The organism is Actinomadura meridiana (assembly GCF_039537545.1).
Lineage (GTDB): Bacteria > Actinomycetota > Actinomycetes > Streptosporangiales > Streptosporangiaceae > Spirillospora > Spirillospora meridiana.
The window spans coordinates 608,414-630,866 of record NZ_BAABAS010000004.1; the positions used below are offsets into that span (position 1 = coordinate 608,414).

Consider the following 22,453-nt stretch of genomic DNA (forward strand, 5'->3'; position numbering starts at 1 on the left):
CGCGGCAGGCCCCACCCCTGCGGCCGCCACCGCGCGGGCCCGGAACCGGCACCGGAGCGTGAGGCATGCGGATTCGCGACATCCTGCGGAGGAAGGGAGACACGGTGGCCACGGTCAAGCCCGAGGCCACCGTGCGGCAACTGCTCGCCATCCTGGCGGAGCACAACATCGGAGCGGTGGTCGTCTCGCCGGACGGCACGTCCATCGCGGGCATCGTCTCGGAGCGCGACGTCGTACGTCGGATGCACGAGCGCGGCGCCGCGCTGCTCGACCGTCCCGTCTCCGACATCATGACCGCGGAGGTCCGCAGCTGCGGCCCCGCCGACAAGGTCGAAGACCTGCGCCGCACCATGACCGAACACCGGTTCCGTCACGCCCCGGTCGTCGAGGACGGCCGACTGGCCGGAATCGTCAGCATCGGCGACGTAGTCAAAAGCGCCATCGACGAGTTGGAAAGCGAACGCGAACACCTAGTCGGCTACATCCAGAACGTGCAGTAACCCTTCCGCAACTACGCAGAGACCCCAACCGTTGCGATCGCGTCCGAAGGCAGGTTTCGAGCGCGCGAGAAACCTGATCGCGAAGCGAGCCGCTGGGCGAGTCGAAAGCGATGCAGCGATCGCACGCAGTGCACGACGATGGAGGGCGTTCAACGCCCGAAGGAGGAGTGCACTGCCATTTACACAGTGGGGAGGGGGCGGGGTGGTGGGGCCGTCTCGGCCTGTTGGGAGGCCAGGGCGAGGCGGTCGACCGCCGCGCGTAGCGTGGCGGGTGGGAGGACGTACGGGAGGCGGACGTAGTCTTCCAGGACGCCGTCCACGCCGAACACCGGGCCCGCCACGACCCGGACGCCGAGTCGTTCGGCCGCCTCGGCCAAGGGGGTGGCGACGGGGGCGCCGATGCGGGCCCACAGTGACATGCCGCCCTCGGGCAGGCGGAACTCCCAGCCGGGCAGGCGTTCGCGCAGCGCGGCGGCGAGGGCGTCGCGGTTGCGGCGTAGGGACTGCGCGCGTTCGGTTCGGACCTCGTCCACCCGCAGCAGGAGTTCCCGGACGATCAGCTGGTCGAGCACGGGGCTCGCCATGTCGAACGGCTCGCGGGCGAGGGTCAGGCGGCGGGCCAGGGGCGCGGTGGTCCGGATCCAGCCAATGCGGAGCCCGCCCCACAGCAGCTTGGACGCCGAGCCGATCGTGATGACGCGGCCGCCGGTGTCGTAGGCGGCGAACGGTGGTTCGCGGGGCGCGTCCGGGTCGTGGGCGAGGTCCGCGAACGTCTCGTCGATGATCGTGAAGGTGTCGGCGTGGCGCGTGGCGTCGGCGAGCGCGGCGCGTTCGGCGGCGGGCATCAGCCGTCCGGTCGGGTTCTGGAAATCGGGGATCAGGTAGGCCATCCGGACGGCGGCCTGCCGCATCGCGCCCGCCGCCTGCTCGACGTCCCAGCCCTCGTTGACGCCGACCGGGACGAGCCGGACGCCGCGGCGGCGCAGCGCCCCGAGCGCGTGCGGGTAGGTCGGCCGCTCCACCAGCACGGCGTCGCCCGGCTGGGCGAGCAGGTGCGTCAGCAGCGTGAACGCCTGTTGCGCGCCGCTGGTGACGACGATCTGGTCCGGGCGGGTCGGGACGCCGCGCGCCGCGTAGCCGTCCGCGACGATCTGCCGGAGGCTCTCCAGCCCGGCGGGCTCGTAGCCGGGGCCCGCGCTGTAGCGGGGCAGCTCGGCGACGGCGGCCGCGACCGCCTCGTCGAAGGACGCGGGCGCGCCGGGGGTGGCGCAGCCGAGGTCGATGAACGACGGGTCGTCGGGCGTGGCACGTGTCCGGCCGAACGTGGCGGGCTGAGGTTCGGCGGACGACATCCGCACCGGCGGCAGCGCCGTCCAACTGCCCGCGCCCTGTCTGCTCTCGACATAGCCCTCGTCGCGCAGCCGGTCGTAGGCGGCGGTGACGGTGGTGCGGCTGACGCCGAGCGCGGTGGCCAGGTCGCGTTCGGCCGGGAGCCGGGTGCGCAGGGCGAGCCGTCCGTCCAGGACGAGGGCGCGCACCGACCGGGCGAGCGCCGCGTAGACGGGACGCTCCCGCGACACGCCGTCCAGCAGCCGGGCCAGATGGGTGCCGCTCACATACCGAGTGCTCACCCCAGCCACTTTCGCATATTGGCCCTACAGAAACCAGGCCACTTTCGGGCAAGGTGGGGCAGGTTGGTTCGTGGATGGAGTTGGAGCGTGACAATGGCCTTGATGGTGCGTCGGCTGGTGCAGCTGTACGTGGGATTGGCCTTCTACGGGCTGGGGATCGCCCTCCAGGTGTCGTCGGGCCTCGGGAACGACCCGTGGGACGTCCTGCACCAGGGCCTGTCCCGGCGGTTCGGCCTGTCCATCGGCACCTGGATCATCATCATGGGCGCGCTGGTCATGCTCGCGTGGATCCCGCTGCGGCAGCGCCCCGGCATCGGGACGGTCAGCAACGTCGTCCTGATCGGCCTGTTCGCCGACCTGTTCCTGTGGCTGCTGCCCGCACCGGACGCACTCGCCGCGCGCTGGGCGTTCCTCGTCGTGGCCGTCCTGGTGGGCGGGTTCGCGACGGGCTGCTACATCGGCGCGGGCCTCGGCCCGGGACCGCGCGACGGCCTGATGACCGGCCTCGCCGCCGGGGGCCGCTCCATCCGCGTGGTCCGGACGGGGATCGAACTGACCGTGCTGGCCGCCGGATGGCTGCTCGGCGGCACGGTGGGGCTCGGGACCGTCCTGTACGCCGTCGCGATCGGCCCGCTGACGCACGTCTTCCTGCCCGTCCTGACCGTCAAGGCGCCGGAGGAGGCGGTCACGCCGGAGCCAACGGTCGAACCCGCCGGTTCGAGCGTCTAGGCGCGCACCGTGTCCGGGCTCAGCGCTCCGCGGCGAGATTGGCCAGGACGGAGGAGAACTCGCGGGGCAGCACCAGCGTGTCGCCCTCGTAGCGGGTTTCGAGGTAGGTCATCTCACCGGCGCGCCACCAGTACAGGTGCGGGCTGAGGGAGCCGGGCCCCTCCTCGTAGGCGCGGTGGGCCTGCGCCTGGAGTTCCGTGGCGGCGGCGACGGCCGTGCGGTACCTGGCCCTCGGGTGGCCCTCGGCGAGCAGCAACGGGTGGGCGACGATGAGGCTGCGGTTGGGGGCGATGACCAGCGCGCCGTACGGGCCGATCGACAGGTACTCCTCCAGCCACGCCAGGTGGGTCGCGACGTAGAACGTCCAGCCGTGCAGGACGGAGACGCGGACGCCGCCGAGGTCCTGCTCGTCGACCTGGAGGGCCCCGTCGCCGCGCACGTTGGCGCGGCCGAGCATGAACAGCGAGTCGCCCGACACCGGCCAGCCGTTCATCTCCTCCAGGCTGAGCGTCCGCACCGACGTGGGCGTGTCGACGACGACGACCTCGATCAGGCCCGGCGCGAACGGCCGGGCGGCGAGCCCGCCGTTGTCGGCCTCGCCCGGATAGATGCGGGTGCGCAGCAGATGCTGGGCGAGGTCGAAGTCGCTGAGGTCGAGCGGCTCCTCCATCGAGGTCACGATGGTGGTGACGTAGTCGGACACCACGGCGGGCCAGTCGGTGCGCGGCACCAGCCGGGCGAGCTGCCGGACGTCGCGCATGTTGACGGGCAGCCGGCGCGGCCCCTCCAGCATCACGATCTCGCCCGGCGCGCTGCGGCAGCTGTAGCCGAGGCTCTCGGCGACGAGAACGAGCAACGAGTCGAGAGTGCCGTCGTCCCAGGGGTCGGGACGGGCACCAGCACGGGCATGGCGGCCGCTCATCGCGAACCTCCCGGGAGCGCATGGAGGGTGAGCGCGCCGACGTCCGGCACGGCGGGGTCCGGGCCTGTCTCGGGGACAGTGATGTGAACCTTATGAACCTTACCTGTATCGAGCACGGCCGGAGCGCCCAGTTCCAGCGTCCGCTGGCGGGGTCCGTGCCCGACGGGGACGCCCGCCAGCATGGGCACACCGAGCGGCCCGAGCCGCGCCGTGAACACCGCGTCGAGTTCGGCCGGGTCGCCGCAGTCGCGCCAGGATCCGAGGGCGATCCCGGCGGCGCCGTCGAACCAGCCGGACTGGACGAGTTGGACGAGCATCCGGTCGACCCGGTAGGGCGCCTCGGTCACGTCCTCCAGGAAGACGATGTGCCCGGCGGCGGGCGGCGGCGCGTACGGGGTGCCGAGCAGGGCGGTCAGCAGCGACAGGGTGCCGCCGGTGAGGGGGCCTTCGGCGCGCCCCGGCCGCAGCACGTGGGTGCCGGGCAGGGTGACCGGGCCGCCGAACAGGGCCGCGCGGAGGCCGTGGAGTCTTTCGTCGGGCATGTCCTGCGATACGGCCGGGGCGAGGTCGGCGATCACTCCGGTGGGCATCGGGCCGAACGAGGTGGTGACGCCGAGCCGGGCCCCGAAGGCGGCGTGCAGGGCGGTGATGTCGCTGGAACCGTGCAGGATCGTCGGGCCGCGCCCGGACTCCTCGTCGGCGGCCGTGGCGGCGGCGAGCAGCTCCCAGTCAAGGTGGTCGAGGACGCGGGTCGCGCCGTAGCCGCCGCGCGCGCAGATCACCGCCTGGACGCGGGGGTCGCACCAGGCGTCCTGCAGGTCAGCGGCCCGGTCGGCGTCGGTTCCCGCGAGCCGGTACCAGTCGTCTCGGACCGTTCCCATGGCGGCGTGGTCCGGGCCCAGGTTGACAAGGTCGAGCGCGTGTTTGGCGACCACGGTGTCAAGTCCGAGGTCGCGGAGGACGGCGCATCCCGTCTCCAGCCGGGCGGCGTCGACGGGGCCGCTGGGCGCCACGACGACGACCCGGTCACCGGGGCGCAACCGCCCGTACCGGCGAGCTTTCCGCGTCCGCGCCGCACCGCCCGCCAGGTCGGCGGTGGACGCGCCGGACGGCCCGTCGGCCGCCTCCGCGCGGGAGCCCCCGCTGTTCAACCCGATCCCTCCTCGCACCACGACGGATAGAGCTTGTCAGGATCCGGACGCCAGTGGAAGGGACGGCCGGTCACGACCCGCCAACAGATCACACCGCTCGTCCCTCCGTGCCGAGCGCGAGCCCGGCGAGGCGTGGGAGCGTCTCGCCGATCGGTCGCCGCAGCACCGCGTCGGCCAGCCCATCGTACGGGGTCTCGGCCGCGTCGATGATCACCAGGAGGGCCCAGACTCCGGCTCCGGTGAGGACGGTGATCGCCTCGGCGGCGGGAGGAACTCGGCGAGCGTCTGGGGAGCGTCCACCTCGATATCCTAGGGCCCGTCGCGCCTCTCGCACCCCTCACGGAGCGTCACGGACCGATCAGAGCTCAAAAGGTGACAAACTTGGCCCTGGTATGAGGTCGACGCCGCACATCCTGGTGGTCAACGGCACCAAGGTCCGCCGCCCGGTGTTCATCCTGGGTGCTCCGCACTCCGGTGCGGAGCTGCTGGCGCGCGCGGTGAAACGGTCCCCCGGCTTCCATCTGACCACCGGGCGTCACGGCGTCCTGCGCGTCACGTACGCGTTCGCCCGGCAGCCGTCGATCGCGGCGGAACGCGGGCGGGGCGCGGCGCGGGTGCTGCGGGACGCCTGCGCCGAGGCGTGGCTGGTGTCGGCCCGCGCCTGCGCCCGCTGCCCGGGCGAGTGCCGCGAGCTGGCCGGGCTGCCGCCGGAGCCGCCCGCGGAGCCCGGTTCCGGCGAGCCGTGCGTGGATCCCGGCGGCATCACGCGGTTCGCCGACGCCTCCCCCGACCTGATCTACAGCGCGGACGTGCTGCTGGACGCCTTCCCGGACGCGCAGTTCGTCCAGGTGATCAGGGACGGCCGGGACGCGGTCGCCGACATGCTCGCCGACGAGCGCTGCCTGGCCTGGTTCAAGCCCGCCATCGCCAACCTCGACACGGTGTTCCCGAACCCGTTCCTCGGCGTCGAGGACCACACCGAGCGGAGCCGCTGGCCGCGCGCCGCGCCCGCCGTCAAGTGCGCGCTGCGGTGGCGGGGCGCGGTGCGGCTCAGCGCCCGGCTCCGCCGTCAGGTCCCGGACGAACAGCTGCTCACCGTCCGGTACGAGGACCTGGTGACGAAGCCGCGGCGGCTCGGCGCCGACCTGGCCCGGTACCTGGACGCCCCGATCTCCCGGACGACGCTGTCCGGCCTCGTCCGCGTCCAGGACGGCGGAGACGAGACCGGGGGCGTCGGGTCGTGGCGGGAGCGGTTGACGTCGCGGCAGCTCGCCCAGGTCGAGAAGGTCGCCGGGACGGAGCTGCGGCGGCTCGGCTACCGCCTGTCCAACGACCTGTGACCGCTCACCGGCTCTGACCGCTCACTCGCCCGTGCCCGCCCACTCGGCGCCGAGCGGTTCGCTCGGACGTTCCCCGAAGTTCGGCTCGTCGTCGCGCTGGTGGGAGAACTGGGTGCGGTACAGCTCGGCGTACAGGCCGCCCTGGAGCAGCAGGTCCTCGTGCCGTCCGCGTTCGGCGACGCGGCCGTCGTCGATCACCAGGATCTGGTCGGCCTCCCGGATCGTGGACAGCCGGTGCGCGATCACCAGGGACGTCCGTCCGGCGAGGGCCGTGCGCAGCGCCCGCTGGACGGCCGCCTCGGACTCGGAGTCCAGGTGCGCGGTCGCCTCGTCCAGCACGACCACCGACGGCGCCTTCAGCAGCAGCCGCCCGATGGCGAGGCGCTGTTTCTCCCCGCCCGACAATCGGTAGCCGCGGTCGCCGACGACGGTGTCGAGCCCCTCGGGCATGTCGGCGATGAGTTCGCCGATGTGCGCGGCCTCCAGCGCGGCGAGGATCTCCGCGTCGGACGCCTCCGGACGGGCGTAGCGCATGTTCTCGCGGATCGTGTCGTGGAACAGGTGCGCGTCCTGGCTGACCACGCCGACCTCGGCGCGCAGCGACTCCAGGGTGGTGTCGCGGACGTCCGCGCCGCCGATCCGCACCGCGCCCTCGGACACGTCGTACAGCCGCGACACCAGGTGCGTGATCGTCGACTTGCCCGCGCCGGACGGCCCGACGAGCGCGACGAGCTGCCCGGGGGCGGCGGTGAAGTCGACGTCGTGCAGCACCTCGCGGCTGGGGGCGGTGTCGACGCGGGCGATCGACTCCAACGAGGCCAGCGACACCTCCTCCGCCGACGGGTAGGCGAACCGGACGTGGTCGAACTGGATCGACGGCGCCTTCGACAGCGAGGTCGAGGGTCCGGTGGAGGACGCGGTGGTGGTCGCGTGGAGCGGGCGGGCATCGTCGCGGTCGCGGATCAGCGGCTTGAGGTCGAGGACCTCGAACACGCGGTCGAAGCTGACGAGCGCGGTCATGACGTCCACGTGGACGTTGGACAGCGCGGTCAGCGGCCCGTACATGCGGGTCAGCAGGGTGGCGAGAGCGACGAGCGTGCCGAGCTGGAAGGCGCCGTCCACGGCCAGGTAGCCGCCGACGCCGTACACCATGGCGGTGGCGAGGGCAGCGACGAGGGTCAGCGCGGTGAAGAACACCCGCCCGTACATGGCGGCGACGATCCCGATGTCGCGGACGCGGGCGGCGCGGCGGGAGAAGTTCTCCTCCTCCTCGGCGGGACGCCCGTACAGCTTGGCCAGCATCGCGCCCGCGACGTTGAACCGCTCGGTCATGAGCGAGCCCATCTCGGCGTCCAGCACCATCTGCTCGCGGCTGACGCGCTGGAGCCGCTTGCCGACCCACTTGGCCGGCAGGATGAAGATCGGCAGCAGGAACAGCGCGACCAGCGTCACCTGCCACGACAGGATCATCATCGTGATCACCACGACGACCAGGCTGATCACGTTGGACACCACCGACGACAGGGTGGTGGTGATCGCGCGCTGCGCGCCGATGACGTCGTTGTTGAGGCGGCTGACGAGCGAGCCCGTCTGCGCGCGCATGAAGAACGCGACGGGCTGCCGCTGGACGTGCCCGAAGACCTGGCTGCGCAGGTCGTAGATCAGCCCCTCGCCGATCTGCGAGGAGTACCACCGCTGCCCGAGGCCGAGCACGGCCTCCACCAGCGCGAGCCCCGCCACCGCGACGGCGAGCCAGATGACCAGGTCCTGCCGTCCCGACACGATGCCCTGGTCGATGATCGCCTTCAGCAGCAGCGGGTTGGCGACGACGATCAACGCGGCCAGCGAGTTCAGGGTGAGGAACAGCACCAGCTCACGGACGTACGGCCGGGCATAACCGGCGATCCGCTTCACCGTGCCGGGCTTCAGCTTCTGCCGCGTGACGGAGCCGTCCTTACGGAACGACGCCATCACCTGCCAGCCGTTGCCCGGCATTCCCGGCATACCCACAAGCGCCTCCGAAGGTCCGCCGCATGCAATCACGCCCAAATGCGATCAAGCCATATGTAATCAAGTAAGCATCTCAACACCCGGCGGTGACAACGCCCGGGGCGCCCGGCGCCTTCCCGCGTCCGCTCCTGGCGAAACCGTTCCCTGTGGTGGGACGACCACCCACTCCTCCCGGAACGGCCCGGTTCCCTCCATGATCACGTTCCGGCGGCGCACGGAGACGCGGTGCTTATGGACTTCACGGCGCCTCCACGAGTTAATGAGGTCCACATTTCAGGCTCACACCTCCCAGGAGCCCCAGTGAAACAACGCCTCCCGCGTGGCGGCGCCGCAGTGGCCACCCTCACGGCCGCGCTGCTGGCCGTCGCCGCGTCACCGGCGGTCGCCGAACCCACAAGGTCAGCGCCGCCCGGTTCCTCCCCCGCCGCGAAGGTCACGGTCCAGAACGGCGAGACGCAACCCGTCTTCTCCCGCGCCGACGCCGTCACACAGACCGTGAGCATCGAGACCCCGGTCGACAGCGACCGCGACGGCGTCCGCGACCGCGTCCAGATGCGGATCATGCGCCCGAAGGAGACCGACACCGCCGGGCTCAAGGTCCCCACGATCATGGAGGCCAGCCCGTACTGGGCCGGCACCCACGACATCCCGCTGCACCCGGTCGACATCGACGACAAGGGCGCGCAGTCCCTGACCTCACCCGCCCGCGACCTGGCCGAGATCTTCCCCGGCTACTACGACAACTACTTCCTGCCCCGCGGCTACGCCATCGCCAACCTGGACAGCATCGGGACGGGCGGCTCGACCGGCTGCCCGACGTCCGGTGACCGCCAGGAACAGGCGGGCGCGAAGGCCGCGGTGGACTGGCTGAACGGCCGCGCCAAGGGCTGGGCGCCGGACGGGACGCCGGTGACCGCGAGCTGGTCCACCGGCAGCGTCGGGATGATCGGCCAGTCCTACAACGGAACGCTCCCGAACATGGCCGCCGCCACCGGGGTCGACGGGCTCAAGGCCATCGTCCCGATCGCCGGGATCTCCAGCTGGTACGACTACTACCGCGCGGGCGGCGGCGTCGTCGCCCCCGGCGGCTTCCAGGGCGAGGACCTGGACGTCCTGGCCAAGGTGGTGCTCACCCGCCAGCACCCCGAGGTCTGCGCGAAGATCATCGACGAGATCGAGGCGACGCAGGACCGCGAGACCGGCGACTACACCAGGATGTGGGCGCAGCGTGACTACGTGGGCCAGGCGCGCAAGGTCCGCGCGGCCGTCATGGTCGTGCACGGCCTGAACGACTGGAACGTCAAGATCAAGAACTCGGTGCAGTGGTGGAACGCGCTCAAGCGGGCGGGCGTGCCGCGCAAGCTGTGGCTGCACCAGGCCAACCACGCCACGCCGTTCCGGTGGCGCGTCGAGGAGTGGCTGCGGCAGATCCACCACTGGTTCGACCGGTACCTGTACGGGATCAGGAACGGCATCGAGCGCGAGCCCAAGGTGGACATCGAGCACCCGGACGGGTCATGGGAGACGGCGCGTGACTGGCCGGTTCCGGGCACCCGCACCGTCCCGGTCAGTCTGAACGCCGGGGAGTCGGGGCAGCCGGGCACGCTCGGGCTCCGGCCGCGCCACGGCCGGACGCAGACGTTCACCGACGCCGGGAAGACCCGCACGGCGAGCGAGCTGCTTCTCAACGAGGACCAGGCCGACCCGAACCGGCTCGCCTACCTGACGGGACCGCTCAGCAAGCCCGTCCGGGTGGACGGCATCCCGTCGATGTCGGTGCGGGCGTCGCTGGACGGCCGGTCGCCGTACCTGACGGCGCTGCTGGTCGACTACGGCACCGACAGCCGTCCGACGGGCAACCGGCTCAACACCACTGAGCAGGTGTGCTTCGGGCAGACGGTGGAGGGCGACGTCGGCTGCACGATCCGGCAGAAGCTCAGCATGCAGACCGCGCCCTACAAGATCATCACGCGGGGCTGGCTGGACGTGCGGAACCGGCACAGCTTCAGCCGCACCGAGCCCATCAAGCCCGGCAGGAGCTACTCGTTCCGGTGGGATCTCGAACCCACCGACTACGTGGTGAAGGCCGGGCACCGGCTGGGCGTGATCCTGCTGTCGACCGACTACCACTTCACGCTGCGGTACCCGGCGGGGACCGAGGTCGGCGTGGCTCCCGGCGTCAGCCGGATCCTGCTGCCACTGGCACGCGGCGGACGCGAGTCACTGGCGGCCGACCAGCAGTAGACCGACCAGCAGCCGGTGTCGGACGATGTGGGCGCTCCGGTCCCGCCCCGCTTGTGCGGGGCGGGGCCGGAACCCGTCCGTCGCCGCGACCGGACCGTGGTGGGCCGGTCGCGGCGGCGGGCCGGGCCGTGCGCTCATCCGGGGGCCGTTGTCCGGTCAGGACTTCTTGCCCCGGGTCGCACCACCGCGACCGCGCAGGTTGACTCCGGACTCGGTCAGAATCCGGTGGATGAAACCGTAGGAGCGGCCGGTGGCGGCTGCCAGGGCGCGGATGCTCTCGCCGGAGTCGTACCTCTTCTTCAGGTCCGCCGCCAGCTTGTCGCGCTCGGCACCGGTCACGCGGGTGCCCTTCTTCAGGGTCTCGGCCACGAGTACCTCCCGTAGTGATGTGGTGACCGCTGCGTTATCCCCCGCCATGATCAGTCATTCCCGGCGGTTCGGCTACCCACTCGGCGAGAAAAGATCCGTTGAAGTCACTCCGCAGGTCACGCGAGTGCCACCAGATCGGCAAACTCGTCACTCCAGATGTCTTCCACCCCATCGGGGAGCAAAATAACCCTTTCCGGTGCCAACGCCTGGACGGCGCCCTCGTCGTGGGTCACCAGGACGATGGCTCCGGCGAACGTCCGCAGCGCCGCGAGGATCTCTCCGCGGCTGGCCGGGTCGAGGTTGTTGGTGGGCTCGTCCAGCAGCAGGACGTTCGCGCTGGACACCACCAGCATCGCCAGCGCCAGCCGGGTCTTCTCGCCGCCGGACAGGACCCCGGCGGGCTTGTCGACGTCGTCGCCGGAGAACAGGAACGAGCCGAGGATCTTGCGGACGTCGACGGGCGCCATCCCGGGCGCGGCCGACTGCATGTTCTCCAGCACGGACCGCTCTACGTCCAGGGTCTCGTGCTCCTGGGCGTAGTAGCCGATCCGCAGGCCGTGTCCGGCCACCACGGCGCCGGTGTCGGGCTCGTCGACGCCCGCCAGCAGGCGCAGCAGGGTCGTCTTGCCCGCGCCGTTGAGGCCGAGGACGACGACGCGGCTGCCCCGGTCGACGGCCAGGTCCACGTCGGTGAATATCTCCAAAGATCCGTACGATTTCGACAAACCCTCCGCGGTGAGGGGAGTCTTACCGCAGGGGGCGGGTTCCGGGAACCGGATCTTGGCGACCTTGTCGGCCTGCCGCTCGCCCTCCACGGACGCCAGCAGCTGCCGGGCCCGCCGGTCCATCTGATGGGCCGCCTTGGCCTTGGTGGCCTTGGCGCGCATCTTGTCGGCCTGCGAGATCAGCGCGGACGCCTGCCGCTGCGCGTTCGCCGACTCGCGCTTGCGGCGCCGTTCGTCGGTCTCGCGCTGGTCGAGGTACTTCTTCCAGCCGACGTTGTAGATGTCGACGACGCAGCGGTTCGCGTCCAGGTGGAACACCCGGTTGACGACGACGTCCAGCAGTTCCACGTCGTGGCTGATCACGACGAGGCCGCCCTGGTGGGACTTCAGGAAGTCGCGCAGCCAGACGACCGAGTCGGCGTCGAGGTGGTTGGTGGGCTCGTCCAGCAGCAGCGTGTCTGCGTCGGAGAACAGGATGCGGGCCAGCTCGACGCGGCGCCGCTGCCCGCCCGACAGCGTCCCGAGCGGCTGGGTCATCACCCGGTCGGGCAGGCCGAGGCTGGAGGCGATCGACGCCGCCTCGGACTCGGCCGCGTAGCCGCCGAGGACGTGCAGCCGCTCCTCAAGGCGCCCGTACCGGCGGACGGCCTTGTCCCGCTCGGCGCCGGTCGCGGCGACCGCCATCGCGTCCTCGGCGGCGCGCAGCTTGCGGATCACCTCGTCCAGGCCGCGGGCGGACAGGATGCGGTCGCGGGCCAGCTCGTCGAGGTCGACGTCGCGGGGGTCCTGCGGCAGGTAGCCGATGGTGCCGGACGACGTCACCGCGCCCTGCGCGGGCGTCGCCTCCCCGGCCAGCACCTTGGTGAGGGTGGTCTTGCCGGCGCCGTTGCGACCGACGAGCCCGACCCGGTCGCCGGGATTGACCCGGAACGTGGCGGCCTCGATCAGCAGCCGGGACCCGGCGCGCAGTTCGATGTCTTTCGCGATGATCACAGTGACAGGGCTCCCCTGACGGACGGCTCGGTGGACAGGCACGAAGAAGCGCGCCACGCGGTCTCGGGACCGGGGCGCGCTGGGGCGCGGCCTGTCAGTTCGGGAGCGGAACCATCGGTCCAGTGTACGTGACGACCCGACTTGTCCCGTCCCGGAGGCCCTGGCGGGCGGCGCGCGGACGCCGATGCGCGAAGACCAATGTGTGAACCTCGCGCGGTGGGCCAGGATGGGGACGGGGGCGTGCGACGACAGCGAGCAGGCGGAGAGCACGGAGGAGTGTGAGCCGAAATGACGCAGGTCACGAGCAACGCACCGGAGGGGACGCCCGACTGGCTCGACCTCGGCGTCCCCGACCTCGACCGGGCCAAGACGTTCTACGGGACGCTGTTCGGCTGGGAGTTCCAGGACGCGGGCGAGGAGGCGGGCCACTACAACCTGTGCCTGCTGCGCGGCGAGCCCGTCGCGGGCATGATGCTCAACCCCGAGGATCAGCCGCACGTGTACTGGTGGAGCCTCTACTTCTCCGCCGACGACTGCGACGCGCTCGTGGAGCGCGCCGCGAGCGCGGGCGGCGAGATCGTCGCCCCGGCGATGGACGTCATGGACCTCGGCCGCATGGCGATCGTCAAGGACCCCGCGGGCGGCCAGTTCGGGCTGTGGCAGGGACGCGCGCACGTGGGCTCCCGGATCGTGAACGAGCCGGGCTCGTTCACCTGGAACGACCTGTTCGTCCCGGGCGACGCCAGGCCCGCGCGCGCCTTCTACCGGACGCTGTTCGGCTACCAGGTCGAGCCGATGGAGGGCGCCGAGGGCATGGACTACACCACCCTGGCGCGCCCGGACGGCCGGTTCATCGGCGGCGTCCTCGGCGGTGAGGGCCTGGTGCTCGGCGGCGGCACGGGCGAGGTGGCGTCCTGGCTCACCTACTTCGCGGTCGAGGACGCCGACGCGGCGGTCGAGGTGGTGCGCGGGGGCGGCGGCACGGTCGACGAGGAGCCGGCCGACACCCCGTACGGCCGTATCGCGACCGTCCGCGACCCGTTCGGCGTGCCGTTCCGGGTGATGAGGCTTCCGGACGAGTCCGCGTGACGAGGCTTCCGGACGCGGCGGAGTCCTGACCGGCGGGCCGGGGGCGGACGCTCCGGCGTCCGCCCCCGGCCGGGTCAGCCGCGTTCGGAGGACAGTCGCTGCGTGATCGTCCGCTGGAGCCGTTGCAGCCCGGACGTGCCGACGAGCCCGATCTGGCCTTCGAGGTCGCGGAGCAGGACGTCCTCGTTCATCACGACCTCCGACGACTGCATCAGCACCATGCCCTGACCGGTGAAGTCGAACTGGTGCTCCTCGCCGGACTGCCCGCCGATCCCGAACACCATCCGCGCCGCGCCGAACGCTCCGCGCATGTAGGAGTGGTCGTAGTGGTGGCACGGGGACGGGCAGTCGGCCCAGCCGAGCAGTGCCTGCGGGTCGATCCTGATGGGCGGTTCCACGAAGTGGACGGGCCCGTTGGAGGCGGCCACGAACCGTCCGGTCCCGATCAGCGTCAGAAACCCGGGGATGATCGACTGCTTGAGTTCCAGGCCCGGCTCGAACGCCAGCAGGTTCCCAGCCCGGACGGTGAGGTTCCCGTTGTCCAGGTCGAACGAGTTGACGTCGAAGCCCCGGTCGGCGAGCAGGAGCTTGCCCTGCCCCTGCGCGACGATCCAGTCCTGCGCGTACAGCGGCGAGTTGAACGTGTGCGCGACGAGCGAGTCGAGCGGGCCCGCCGACAGCGCCTCGAACCTGACCTGCCCGTAGCAGGCGATCATTTTGCCCTTCTGCGCGAACCACTGCCCGTTGAGGTCGACGCTGAAGGCGTAGGGGTTGACGTTGTCGTTGGACGGGAGCGTCCCGGGGTTCCAGGTCCGCGTGCCGAAGCTGCTCACGGTCAGATCTTCCTCTCGCTGGCCTGGACGTAGACGACGCCGGAACCGCTCAGTTCGAGCTGGAACGCCTCACCCGAACCGCGTCCGACCAGGTCGCGCAGCCCCACCGCCGTGGTGAGCTTGTTCTGCACCTGGCCGCGGTGCGCGACGTACGCCTGCGGGTCGACGTGCACGGGACGCTGCGGGCTGATCGGCAGCTCCATCACCCCGCCGTGCGACAGCACCGCGCACGAGCCGTGGCCCATGAGCGTCGAGGTGAACAGGCCCTGCCCGGTGACGGCGCCGCGCACGATGCCGCGCACGCCGCCCTGCTCGCCCATGAACATCGTCCCGACCTGGAGGGTCGCGTCGTGCACCAGCAGCCGGTCGGCCTCCACGTAGAGGGTGTCGGCACCCTGGAGGTCGATGACGGTGACGTACAGGCCGCCGTGCCCGAACATGACGCTGCCCTGGCCGGTGACGTGCATCATCGCGGACCGCTCACCGGCGACGGCGCGTCCGAGGGTGCCGCCGACGCCCTGCCCGGCCGTCGCGGTCGGCGCGAACGACACCGGCCCCACGTAGGCGAGCATCGCGCCGCGCTTGCTGTAGACCTCCTGGCCGGGACCGATCGGCACCTGGAGCATCTTGGAGTTGATCGACTGGTACCCGGGCATCAGACCTCCAAGATCCCGCCGCGCTCGGCGGGCTGCACGTAGACCAGGCCGTGCCCCTGGTAGCGGAACTGCACGCTCTCCCCCGACCCCTGGCCGATCACCGTCCGCCAGTTGACGTCGGTGACGACGTCCTGCTGGAGCTGCCCGTGGTGGCAGACGTAGGCGTGGGGGTCGACGCACAACGGCGTGTGCGGCGTCACCTCCAGCGCGATGGCGGGCCCGTCGGACAGGATCGCGACCGTCCCGTGCCCGTCCACCTTGGTGGTGGCGAGCCCCTGCCCGGTGCCCATGCCCCGCAGCCCGACGAACTGAACGCCCGTCTGGAGGTTCCCGTCGAGGGCGAGCAGGCTCTCCGACTCGACGAACAGGGTGTCGCCGGTCAGCTGGACGAGGGTCACCTCCGTCGCCTCGCTCGCCAGGTACACCGTGCCCTGCCCGCTGATCTCCATGAGGGTCATGCCCTCACCGGCGATCCTGCGTTTCAGTGCGCCCCGCAGCCCCTCGCCGCCCGTCATGCCCTGCCGCTTGAACGACATCTGGCCCTCGTAGGCGACCATGGAGCCGTTCAGCGCCCTGATGGTCTCGCCGCCGAGGTCGACGGCGAGCATCTTGGAGCCGTTCATTCGAAATTGCGCCACGAGGCGGAAAGATACAGCTGTTCTTGCGGGGGGGTGTGGGGGGTCGCCCCCCCACAAAGACACAGCTGTTCTTCTAGGGGGTGTGGGGGGGCGTTCCCCCACAATGGAAACGCTCGGCGCGTTGAAGGAGCGCCCTCGCCGGGATCGGGGAAGGATGGGCACCATGTGGATCGCTCCCGAACGCCGCAGCCTCAGCAGGTGGGCCGTGCCCGGGGTCGTCCTCGGCGCCGGTGTGGTGGTCGGGGCCGTGCTGGCCGCCGACGGGCGGTCCGGGACGGCCCTCGCCGCGCTCGCCGCGCTGGCGGGCTACGCGGCCTACCTCGCCTACCGGCGCAACGAGCCCGCCCTTCCGCTCAGCGAGAGCTTCGGGTCGGGCACCCGGGCGCGCGCCCATCTGCGGGCGGCGGCGATGACGGGCGACGTGCTCACCGTCGCCGTGGTCGGCGGGCTCACCGTCCAGGCGCTGCGCGGCGCCGACATCTCCGCGTACGTGTGGCTCGCCGCCGTCGCGGGCGTCACGTACCTGCTGTCGGCCCTGCTCGGCGGACGCGGGATATGAGTGAACACCGTTTTGGACCGATACGGCCTCTGAACTGCGAATAGTGGGTTAACTTCGGCTGACACATCTGGTTTGGACGATGTGTCGGCGCCATGATGCGGTGTGTGGCAGCCGTCGATGCCCTTGACGCCCTCCTCCCCGCACGAGCGGTGTTCCATCCGGTCGTCGATCTCAGCACCGGGACCGTCGTCGCGGTGGAAGCGCACGCGCCCCCTTCCGCGACGTCCGGTCCGATGCGAATCGACCCGGCCGCCGAGGACATACGCCGTGCGGTCGAGGCCGCCCGCGCCGCCTCCGACCTCGGGACGCCGCTCCCGTTGCAGATCGGCCTGCGCGCCGAGAGCCTCGCCCGCGGCGACGACCTGCTCGCCGAACTGCATCACGGGCTCGGCGACACCGGACGGCGCCCGCAGGAGTTCATCCTGTGCGTGTCGGGCGGGTTCCCGCCCGCGCTGCGCCCGCCCGTCACCGCCGCCCTGTCGGGGCTGCGCCGCGCCGGGTACCTCGTCGGGCTCGCCGGGCTCGGCGCCGCCCACGCGCCGCTCGACCTGCTCGTGGACGGCGCGTCCTACCTGCTGAAGCTCGACTCGGAGCTGGCCCGCCGCGCGGCCGCCGAACCGCGCCGGGCCGCGCTGGTGCGCAGTCTGGTGGAGCTGGCGCACCGGCTGGAGACGCACGTCCTGGCGCCGCAGATGGGGACGCGCGAACAGGTGCTGCACATGCGCGACGCCGGGGTGCGGCTCGTCCAGGGGCCCGCGCTGGCCCCGCCGGAGTGGCGGCCGGGGATGCCGGTCCACATTCCCGTCGCGGCCGCCGAGGAGCCCGCGCGGCCGGACACCTGGCTCGGGCCGCGGGTCTCGGAGTTCACGCTGCCCGCCGTGACCCTGCCGCACACCGCCACCGCCGGGGAGGTGCTGGACGCGCTGAACACCGAGACCGGCATCACCAGCATCGTCCTGGTCGACGAACGGCAACGCCCCCGCTGCACGGTGGACCGGACCCGCTTTCTGCTGCGGCTGTCGGGCGCCTACGGGCACGCCCTGCACGCCCGCAGGCCCGCCGCGCGGCTGGCCGACGAGCCCCGGCCGGTGCCGCGCACCGTCCCGGCGGTCGCGGCGCTGCGGGCCGCCGGGCAGGACGGCGAGCGCGTCTACGACGACCTGGTGGTCGTGGACGAGCTGGGCCGCTGCCTCGGCATCGTCCGCGTCGCCGACCTGATCCGCAGCCTGTCCCGCTGAGACCGTCGCGCTGAGACCGTCGCTGCCGGGCTAGCCCAGTCCGGGTGATCCAAGGTTCGGGTCGGGGCCGGGGAGTTCGGCGGTGGCCGTCTCGCGGGCGAGGATGGCCGCCTGCACGCGGCTGGTCAGCCCCAGTTTGCCCAGGATGCGGCTGACATGGGTTTTGGTGGTCGTCTCCGCCATGTCCAGGCGGGCCGCTATCTGCCCGTTCGACAGGCCCTGCCCCAGGCAGGCGAACACCTCGCGCTCGCGCGGCGTCAGCTCGGCGGGCGCGGAGGCGGCCAGGGCCGGGGCCGTGTGGGTGGCGAAAGCCTCGATGAGCCGCCGGGTGACCCGTGGCGCGATGATCCCCTCGCCCGCCGCCACCGTCCGGACCGCCTCGACGAGCTTGTCGGCGTCCACGTCCTTGAGCAGGAAGCCCGCCGCGCCCGCACGCAGGGCGCCGAACACGTATTCGTCCATGTCGAACGTGGTCAGCACGAGGACGTTCGCGATGTCCGCGATCTGCCGGGTGGCCGCGATGCCGTCGAGCCGGGGCATCCGGACGTCCATCAGCACCACGTCGGGCCGCAGCTCCCGGGCCAGCTCCACCGCGCGCGCCCCGTCCGCCGCCTCCCCGACGACCCGGACGCCGGGCGCCGCGCCCAGGATCAGCACCAGCCCCGCCCGCACCGCCGCCTGGTCGTCGGCGACCAGCACCTCGATCATGGCACCTCCGCGATCATGACACCTCCGCGATCATGACACCTCCGCGTCCGCGAACCGCTGGTCGACGGGCAGCTCGGCGTGCACCCGCCAGTGGTGGTCGCCGTCCGGGCCCGCGTCGAACGTTCCGGCCAGCATCATCGCGCGCTCGCGCATCCCGACCAGCCCGCTCCCGGTGCCGGGCAGCCGGGCCGCGCCCGCGCCGAGCGGGCTCAGCACGTCGATCACCACGCACCGCCGCGTGTACTCGACGCCGACGTCGGCGCGGCCGGGCCCGGCGTGCTTCAGCGCGTTCGTCAGCGCCTCCTGGACGATCCGGTACGCGGCCAGCTCCACGGCGGCGGGCAGCTCCGGCGGCTCCCCCACGACCCGCAGCCGCGCCGACAGGTCGGACCTGCCGGTGTGCCGGACGAGCCGTTCCAGCTCCGCCAGCCGGGGCCGCGCCGCCGGGTCGTCGTCGCCGTCCCGCAGCAGCCCGATCATCCGGCGCATCTCGGCGAGGCCCTGGACGCTGTTCTCCCGGATGACCTCCATGGCCCGCACCACGCCGTCCCGGTCGAGGCCGGGCAGCTTCAGCACGGCCGAGGAGTGCAATGCCACGGCACTCAGATGGTTGGCGATCACGTCGTGCAGCTCGCGGGCCATGCGGGCGCGTTCGGCGGTCACGGCCGCCCGCCGGTCCAGCTCGGCGAGCCGCGCCACCTGCTCGGCCCGCTGCCGCTCCGCCTGCGCCCGGTGCCGGTGCTCCCGGACGGTCATCGCCGTCAGCACCGGCGCGACCCACACCACCCCGGCGACCGACCCGCCGACGACCCCGACGGCGAAGCCGCGCAGCCCGATCCCGGTCGCGGCGGCCACCGCCAGCGACGCCGCCGTGGTCGTGCCGAGCAGCCATTCCGCCGTCCGCCGCCGCCCGTACAGGCTCGCCGCGTACAGCGCGTCCCCGTAGATCATGGCGGTGGCGATGCTCGGGCCCATGACCACGTCGGCGATGTTGAACGGGGTCGCGAGGGCCAGCGCGGCGAGCGGCGCCGTCCGCCGCATCAGCACCGCCGAGCACAGCCCGAGCAGCGGGAACACCCGGAGCCACACCGACGGGTCCCAGTCGTCCGTCCACGTCGAGTAGCCGTGGACCGCGAGCATGACCAGCCCGCCCGCCAGCGCCGCCACGGCGATGAGCGCGTCCTTGCGGGTGGTGAGCCTGTGCACCGTTACCGACAAAGTGAGCGAATGTGAGAATTCGCCATCAGGGTAGCCGCCGCTTGCGCGGTGGCGGTCCCGGTCTGACCCGCGTATGCGGTGCCGGGTTCCTGCTTCGCAGGCGGTCGCCCGGCCAGGCCGGGTCTTACATCGCCTCCACAGGCGTTTTGGCTCTCCGCCCCACTGACGGCGAGGTTGAGCAGGTTACGGGCGGCGTTGACGTCCCGGCCGGTGACCAGGCCGCAGCCGCCACAACGGTAGGTACGCTCGGACAGGGAGAGGTTTGGCTTTGGCCTCCCGCAACCCGAGCATTTCTTGGAGGATGGGAACCAGCGGTCGGCGACCACCAAGCTTCCAGCGTTCCATCCGGTCTTATAAGCGAGCATCTGCCGCGCTCGCCCGAACCCGGCGTCGGCGATTGCGCGGGCCAGCCGCCGGTTGGCCAGCATCCCGGCCACGTTGAGGTCTTCGACCACAACGGTCTCGTACTGGGCGGCCAGCATGGTAGTGGCTTTGTGGAGGGCGTCGGCGCGGACGTGGGTGATGCGGGCGTGGTGGCGGGCCAGCCGCCCAGCCGCCTTGGCCCGGTTCGCCGACCCCGGCTGTGTGCGGGCGTGCGCCCGGCTGAGCCGCGCCAGTGCCCGCAACCCCGCCCGCAGCGCCTTCGGCCCGGCGATCTCGATCACCGAGCCACTGTTGTCGACGGCCGTCAGCAGCGTCGACACGCCCAGATCGACACCCACGGCGCTGCCGGGGCGGGCGTGCCGTTCGGGCACCTCACGGTCGATCCGCACGGTGAACGACACGTGCCAGCGATGCCCCGTCCGCGACACCGTCGCCGACAAGACCCGCGCCGGGCCGCCCTCCAAGCGCCGGGCCAGCTTGCGGGTCGACTCGTGCGTACCGATGGTGCCCAGGCGTGGCAGGGTCACGGTCCGGCCCGCACAGCGCATGACACCGGTGGAGAACCGGAACGAGTCCCGGCACCGGCCCCACTTCTTGAACCGAGGAAACCCCAACCGGCGGCCCTTGCGCTGCCCGTTGCGGGATCGGACGAAGTCGCGCAGCGCCCGGTCCAGGTCGCGGAACGCCTCCTGATACACGCACTTGGAGTTCTGAGCCCACCAGCCCAGCGTGGGGTCGGCCTTCTTGGTCTGGTTCCACAACCGGTGCAGGTCGGTCGCCGACCACCATGTGCCTTCAGCCTGGTGGCGTGTGGTGCAGGCGGCCAGAGCCCAGTTCCACGCGAAGCGCGCCGCACCCGCATGCGAGACCAACGCCCGCCGCTGCGCGGGCGTCGGGTCCAACGCGAACCGGTACGCCTGAGTGACCTGCACATCACACACCGTACCGACACCGCCGACATTCCGCCCCAGCGTTCCCGGACCTGCGCGCAGACACGCACGAACACTCACCCTCACTCACTCCCCAACCAGCAGATGAGAACCCCTCCATCTCAGCATCTCCGCGCCGCCCGCTCCTCCACCTGGGTGAGGACGCCCCGTACATCCTTCGGACGACCACCGGAACCGGCACAGCGGACGACGATCCGCGGCCCGTCCGGCAGGACGATGGAACCGTCGAGAGAGGGGCTCCACGTGCTGATCGCGGTCATCGCCGGTTGTGAGGTCGGTTTCTGGGTCGTGCTCGCGGCCGGGCTCGCCACCCGGTACCTGCTGCGCATGCGCGGGACGGGCGCGGCGCTGCTGCTGGGCGTGCCGCTCGTCGACCTCGTCCTGCTGGCCGCCACCACCATCGACCTGCACGACGGCGGGACGGCCGGGTTCGCGCACGGGTTCGCCGCCGCCTGCCTCGGGTACTCGGTCGCGTTCGGGCACAGCACCGTCCGCTGGGCCGACGAGCGGTTCGCGCACCGCTTCGCGGGCGGTCCGCCGCCGCGCGGCAAGCCCGAGCACGGCGCGGCCCGCGCCCGCTACGAGTGGCGCGAGTTCGGCAAGGCCGCGCTCGCCACCGCCCTCGCCTGCGGCTTCCTGCTCATCATGATCGCGTGGGTGGACGACGCCGACCGCACCGAGGCCCTGCACGGCTGGCTCAGCCGCCTCGGCGTCGTCCTCGCGGTCTGGTCGATCTGGCCGATCACCTACACGCTGTGGCCCGCCAAGCCGAAGGCCCCTAGCCCGCCCGCCGAGCACGGACCGTGAGGGTGACGATCGGCAGGTCGAACTCCCCCTCCGTCTCCGGCGTGGCGCGCAGGTACCCCAGCAGGCGCGCCATGACGGCCGCGCGCTCCGCGTCGTCCAGGACCAGCACGCGCGAGTGCGTCCCGACGGTCGCGGCCATCGACTCGGCCGTCCGGCGCTGCGCGTGCGGGAAGTCGGCCCGTTCGAACCCGGGGAACCACTCCCCGAGGTCGAGCGGCTTCAGCCCGTCCCCCACGGAGGGGACGCCGCTCCGCGACACCCGCCGCATCTCCGCCACCCACGGCACCCGGTCGTCGTCGGTGTTCCACAGTCCGGCGAGCACGCCGCCGTCGGCGAGCACGCGGTGGATCTCCGGCAGCGCCCGGTCGAGGTCGAACCAGTGCATGGCCTGCCCGACGACCACCGCGTCGACGGTGCCGTCGCCCAGCGGGATCCGCTCGGCCGCGCCCTCGACCGCCCGCACCTGCGGCAGGCGGCGCCGCAGCTCCGCCAGCATCGCCGGGTCGGGCTCGACGGCGACGAGGTTCGCCACGTCCACCCCTGACCGGAGCAGCACCCCGGTCAGCTTGCCGGTCCCGGCGGCGAGGTCGAGCACCCGCAACGGCCGGCGGTCCGCGACCGGCTCCAACGCCCACCGCACGGCCGCGACGGGATAGTCGGGCCGCTCCTCCGCGTACGCGGCGGCGTTCCCGCCGAACGAAACCGCCCGCCGTGCCCTCAACTCCGGGTCACCATCAGAGAACTCGTCAACCACAAACC

The 22,453-nt window shown here is 72.0% G+C and carries 22 protein-coding genes; 8 read left to right on the forward strand and 14 right to left on the reverse strand.

Annotated elements, in window-relative coordinates; all coding sequences use genetic code 11:
* Positions 1–65 precede the first annotated feature (65 nt).
* Entirely contained in the window at positions 66–500 is a 435-nt protein-coding gene (locus ABD808_RS06920) for a CBS domain-containing protein (protein ID WP_344891553.1), read from the forward strand.
* A gap of 179 nt (positions 501–679) precedes the next feature.
* Here ABD808_RS06920 and yczR read toward each other — a convergent pair whose 3' ends face one another.
* Entirely contained in the window at positions 680–2,131 is a 1,452-nt protein-coding gene (gene yczR, locus ABD808_RS06925) for a MocR-like transcription factor YczR (protein ID WP_344891556.1), read from the reverse strand.
* A 93-nt stretch (positions 2,132–2,224) separates the two neighbouring features.
* Here yczR and yczE point away from each other — a divergent pair, with 93 nt between their 5' ends.
* On the forward strand, positions 2,225–2,860 hold the full coding sequence (yczE, locus tag ABD808_RS06930; RefSeq protein WP_344891559.1) for a membrane protein YczE: 636 nt from the start codon (positions 2,225–2,227) through the stop codon (positions 2,858–2,860).
* Between the two features lie 19 nt (positions 2,861–2,879).
* Here the strand turns inward: yczE and ABD808_RS06935 are convergent, their stop codons facing one another.
* From ABD808_RS06935 to ABD808_RS06945, 3 genes are all read right to left on the reverse strand, one after another.
* On the reverse strand, positions 2,880–3,782 hold the full coding sequence (locus ABD808_RS06935) for a DUF1444 domain-containing protein (protein WP_344891562.1): 903 nt from the start codon (positions 3,780–3,782) through the stop codon (positions 2,880–2,882).
* Positions 3,779–4,933, reverse strand: a complete 1,155-nt coding sequence (locus ABD808_RS06940; protein WP_344891565.1) for a S66 peptidase family protein — start codon at positions 4,931–4,933, stop codon at positions 3,779–3,781. Before ABD808_RS06940 ends, ABD808_RS06935 begins: the two co-directional genes overlap by 4 nt.
* Before the next feature lie 88 nt (positions 4,934–5,021).
* Positions 5,022–5,267 carry a hypothetical protein gene (locus tag ABD808_RS06945; protein ID WP_344891568.1) on the reverse strand — a complete coding sequence of 82 codons (246 nt, stop codon included), beginning with the start codon at positions 5,265–5,267 and terminating at the stop codon, positions 5,022–5,024.
* 58 nt (positions 5,268–5,325) lie between these two features.
* On the opposite strand from ABD808_RS06945, the gene ABD808_RS06950 reads away from it, so the two are divergent.
* The gene (locus tag ABD808_RS06950; RefSeq protein ID WP_344891571.1) at positions 5,326–6,273 is read left to right on the forward strand and encodes a sulfotransferase family protein; all 948 of its coding nucleotides are present in this window, start codon (positions 5,326–5,328) and stop codon (positions 6,271–6,273) included.
* A gap of 21 nt (positions 6,274–6,294) precedes the next feature.
* On the opposite strand, the gene ABD808_RS06955 is transcribed toward ABD808_RS06950, so the two are convergent.
* Entirely contained in the window at positions 6,295–8,277 is a 1,983-nt protein-coding gene (locus ABD808_RS06955; RefSeq protein ID WP_425548892.1) for an ABC transporter ATP-binding protein, read from the reverse strand.
* 306 nt (positions 8,278–8,583) lie between these two features.
* Between ABD808_RS06955 and ABD808_RS06960 the strand changes: the two genes are divergently transcribed.
* Positions 8,584–10,527: a Xaa-Pro dipeptidyl-peptidase gene (locus tag ABD808_RS06960; protein WP_344891573.1), complete on the forward strand. Its 1,944-nt coding sequence runs from the start codon at positions 8,584–8,586 to the stop codon at positions 10,525–10,527.
* Positions 10,528–10,683: 156 nt separating this feature from the next.
* Here ABD808_RS06960 and ABD808_RS06965 read toward each other — a convergent pair whose 3' ends face one another.
* Positions 10,684–10,896, reverse strand: coding sequence for a helix-turn-helix domain-containing protein (locus ABD808_RS06965; RefSeq protein WP_021596738.1), 213 nt, complete (start codon positions 10,894–10,896; stop codon positions 10,684–10,686).
* 116 nt (positions 10,897–11,012) lie between these two features.
* Positions 11,013–12,614, reverse strand: coding sequence for an ABC-F family ATP-binding cassette domain-containing protein (locus ABD808_RS06970; protein WP_344891576.1), 1,602 nt, complete (start codon positions 12,612–12,614; stop codon positions 11,013–11,015).
* A 288-nt stretch (positions 12,615–12,902) separates the two neighbouring features.
* Here ABD808_RS06970 and ABD808_RS06975 point away from each other — a divergent pair, with 288 nt between their 5' ends.
* Positions 12,903–13,703, forward strand: a complete 801-nt coding sequence (locus ABD808_RS06975; protein WP_344891579.1) for a VOC family protein — start codon at positions 12,903–12,905, stop codon at positions 13,701–13,703.
* Positions 13,704–13,777: 74 nt separating this feature from the next.
* On the opposite strand, the gene ABD808_RS06980 is transcribed toward ABD808_RS06975, so the two are convergent.
* Genes ABD808_RS06980 through ABD808_RS06990 form a run of 3 tightly spaced genes read right to left on the reverse strand, consistent with a single transcriptional unit; the run spans position 13,778 to position 15,830 of the window.
* Positions 13,778–14,536: an AIM24 family protein gene (locus ABD808_RS06980; RefSeq protein ID WP_344891582.1), complete on the reverse strand. Its 759-nt coding sequence runs from the start codon at positions 14,534–14,536 to the stop codon at positions 13,778–13,780.
* A gap of 2 nt (positions 14,537–14,538) precedes the next feature.
* Entirely contained in the window at positions 14,539–15,192 is a 654-nt protein-coding gene (locus ABD808_RS06985) for an AIM24 family protein (RefSeq protein WP_344891585.1), read from the reverse strand.
* Positions 15,192–15,830, reverse strand: coding sequence for an AIM24 family protein (locus tag ABD808_RS06990; RefSeq protein ID WP_344891588.1), 639 nt, complete (start codon positions 15,828–15,830; stop codon positions 15,192–15,194). The genes ABD808_RS06985 and ABD808_RS06990 overlap by 1 nt, the downstream gene beginning before the upstream one ends.
* Positions 15,831–15,993: 163 nt before the next feature.
* Here ABD808_RS06990 and ABD808_RS06995 point away from each other — a divergent pair, with 163 nt between their 5' ends.
* Positions 15,994–16,389, forward strand: coding sequence for an ABC transporter permease (locus ABD808_RS06995; RefSeq protein ID WP_344891591.1), 396 nt, complete (start codon positions 15,994–15,996; stop codon positions 16,387–16,389).
* Between the two features lie 104 nt (positions 16,390–16,493).
* Positions 16,494–17,627, forward strand: coding sequence for an EAL domain-containing protein (locus tag ABD808_RS07000; RefSeq protein WP_344891594.1), 1,134 nt, complete (start codon positions 16,494–16,496; stop codon positions 17,625–17,627).
* A 30-nt stretch (positions 17,628–17,657) separates the two neighbouring features.
* Here the strand turns inward: ABD808_RS07000 and ABD808_RS07005 are convergent, their stop codons facing one another.
* The 3 genes from ABD808_RS07005 to tnpB are packed head-to-tail and all read right to left on the reverse strand — an operon-like array spanning position 17,658 to position 20,869.
* A complete protein-coding gene (locus tag ABD808_RS07005) occupies positions 17,658–18,335 on the reverse strand; it encodes a response regulator (protein WP_344891597.1) in 678 nt (225 codons plus the stop codon).
* A 30-nt stretch (positions 18,336–18,365) separates the two neighbouring features.
* Positions 18,366–19,553, reverse strand: coding sequence for a sensor histidine kinase (locus ABD808_RS07010; RefSeq protein ID WP_344891600.1), 1,188 nt, complete (start codon positions 19,551–19,553; stop codon positions 18,366–18,368).
* Positions 19,544–20,869 carry an IS607 family element RNA-guided endonuclease TnpB gene (tnpB, locus tag ABD808_RS07015; protein WP_344891602.1) on the reverse strand — a complete coding sequence of 442 codons (1,326 nt, stop codon included), beginning with the start codon at positions 20,867–20,869 and terminating at the stop codon, positions 19,544–19,546. The genes ABD808_RS07010 and tnpB overlap by 10 nt, the downstream gene beginning before the upstream one ends.
* A 234-nt stretch (positions 20,870–21,103) precedes the next feature.
* Here tnpB and ABD808_RS07020 point away from each other — a divergent pair, with 234 nt between their 5' ends.
* Positions 21,104–21,694, forward strand: coding sequence for a hypothetical protein (locus tag ABD808_RS07020; protein WP_344891605.1), 591 nt, complete (start codon positions 21,104–21,106; stop codon positions 21,692–21,694).
* Here the strand turns inward: ABD808_RS07020 and ABD808_RS07025 are convergent.
* Positions 21,666–22,448 carry a class I SAM-dependent methyltransferase gene (locus ABD808_RS07025; protein ID WP_344891607.1) on the reverse strand — a complete coding sequence of 261 codons (783 nt, stop codon included), beginning with the start codon at positions 22,446–22,448 and terminating at the stop codon, positions 21,666–21,668. The genes ABD808_RS07020 and ABD808_RS07025 overlap by 29 nt on opposite strands.
* Positions 22,449–22,453 lie beyond the last annotated feature (5 nt).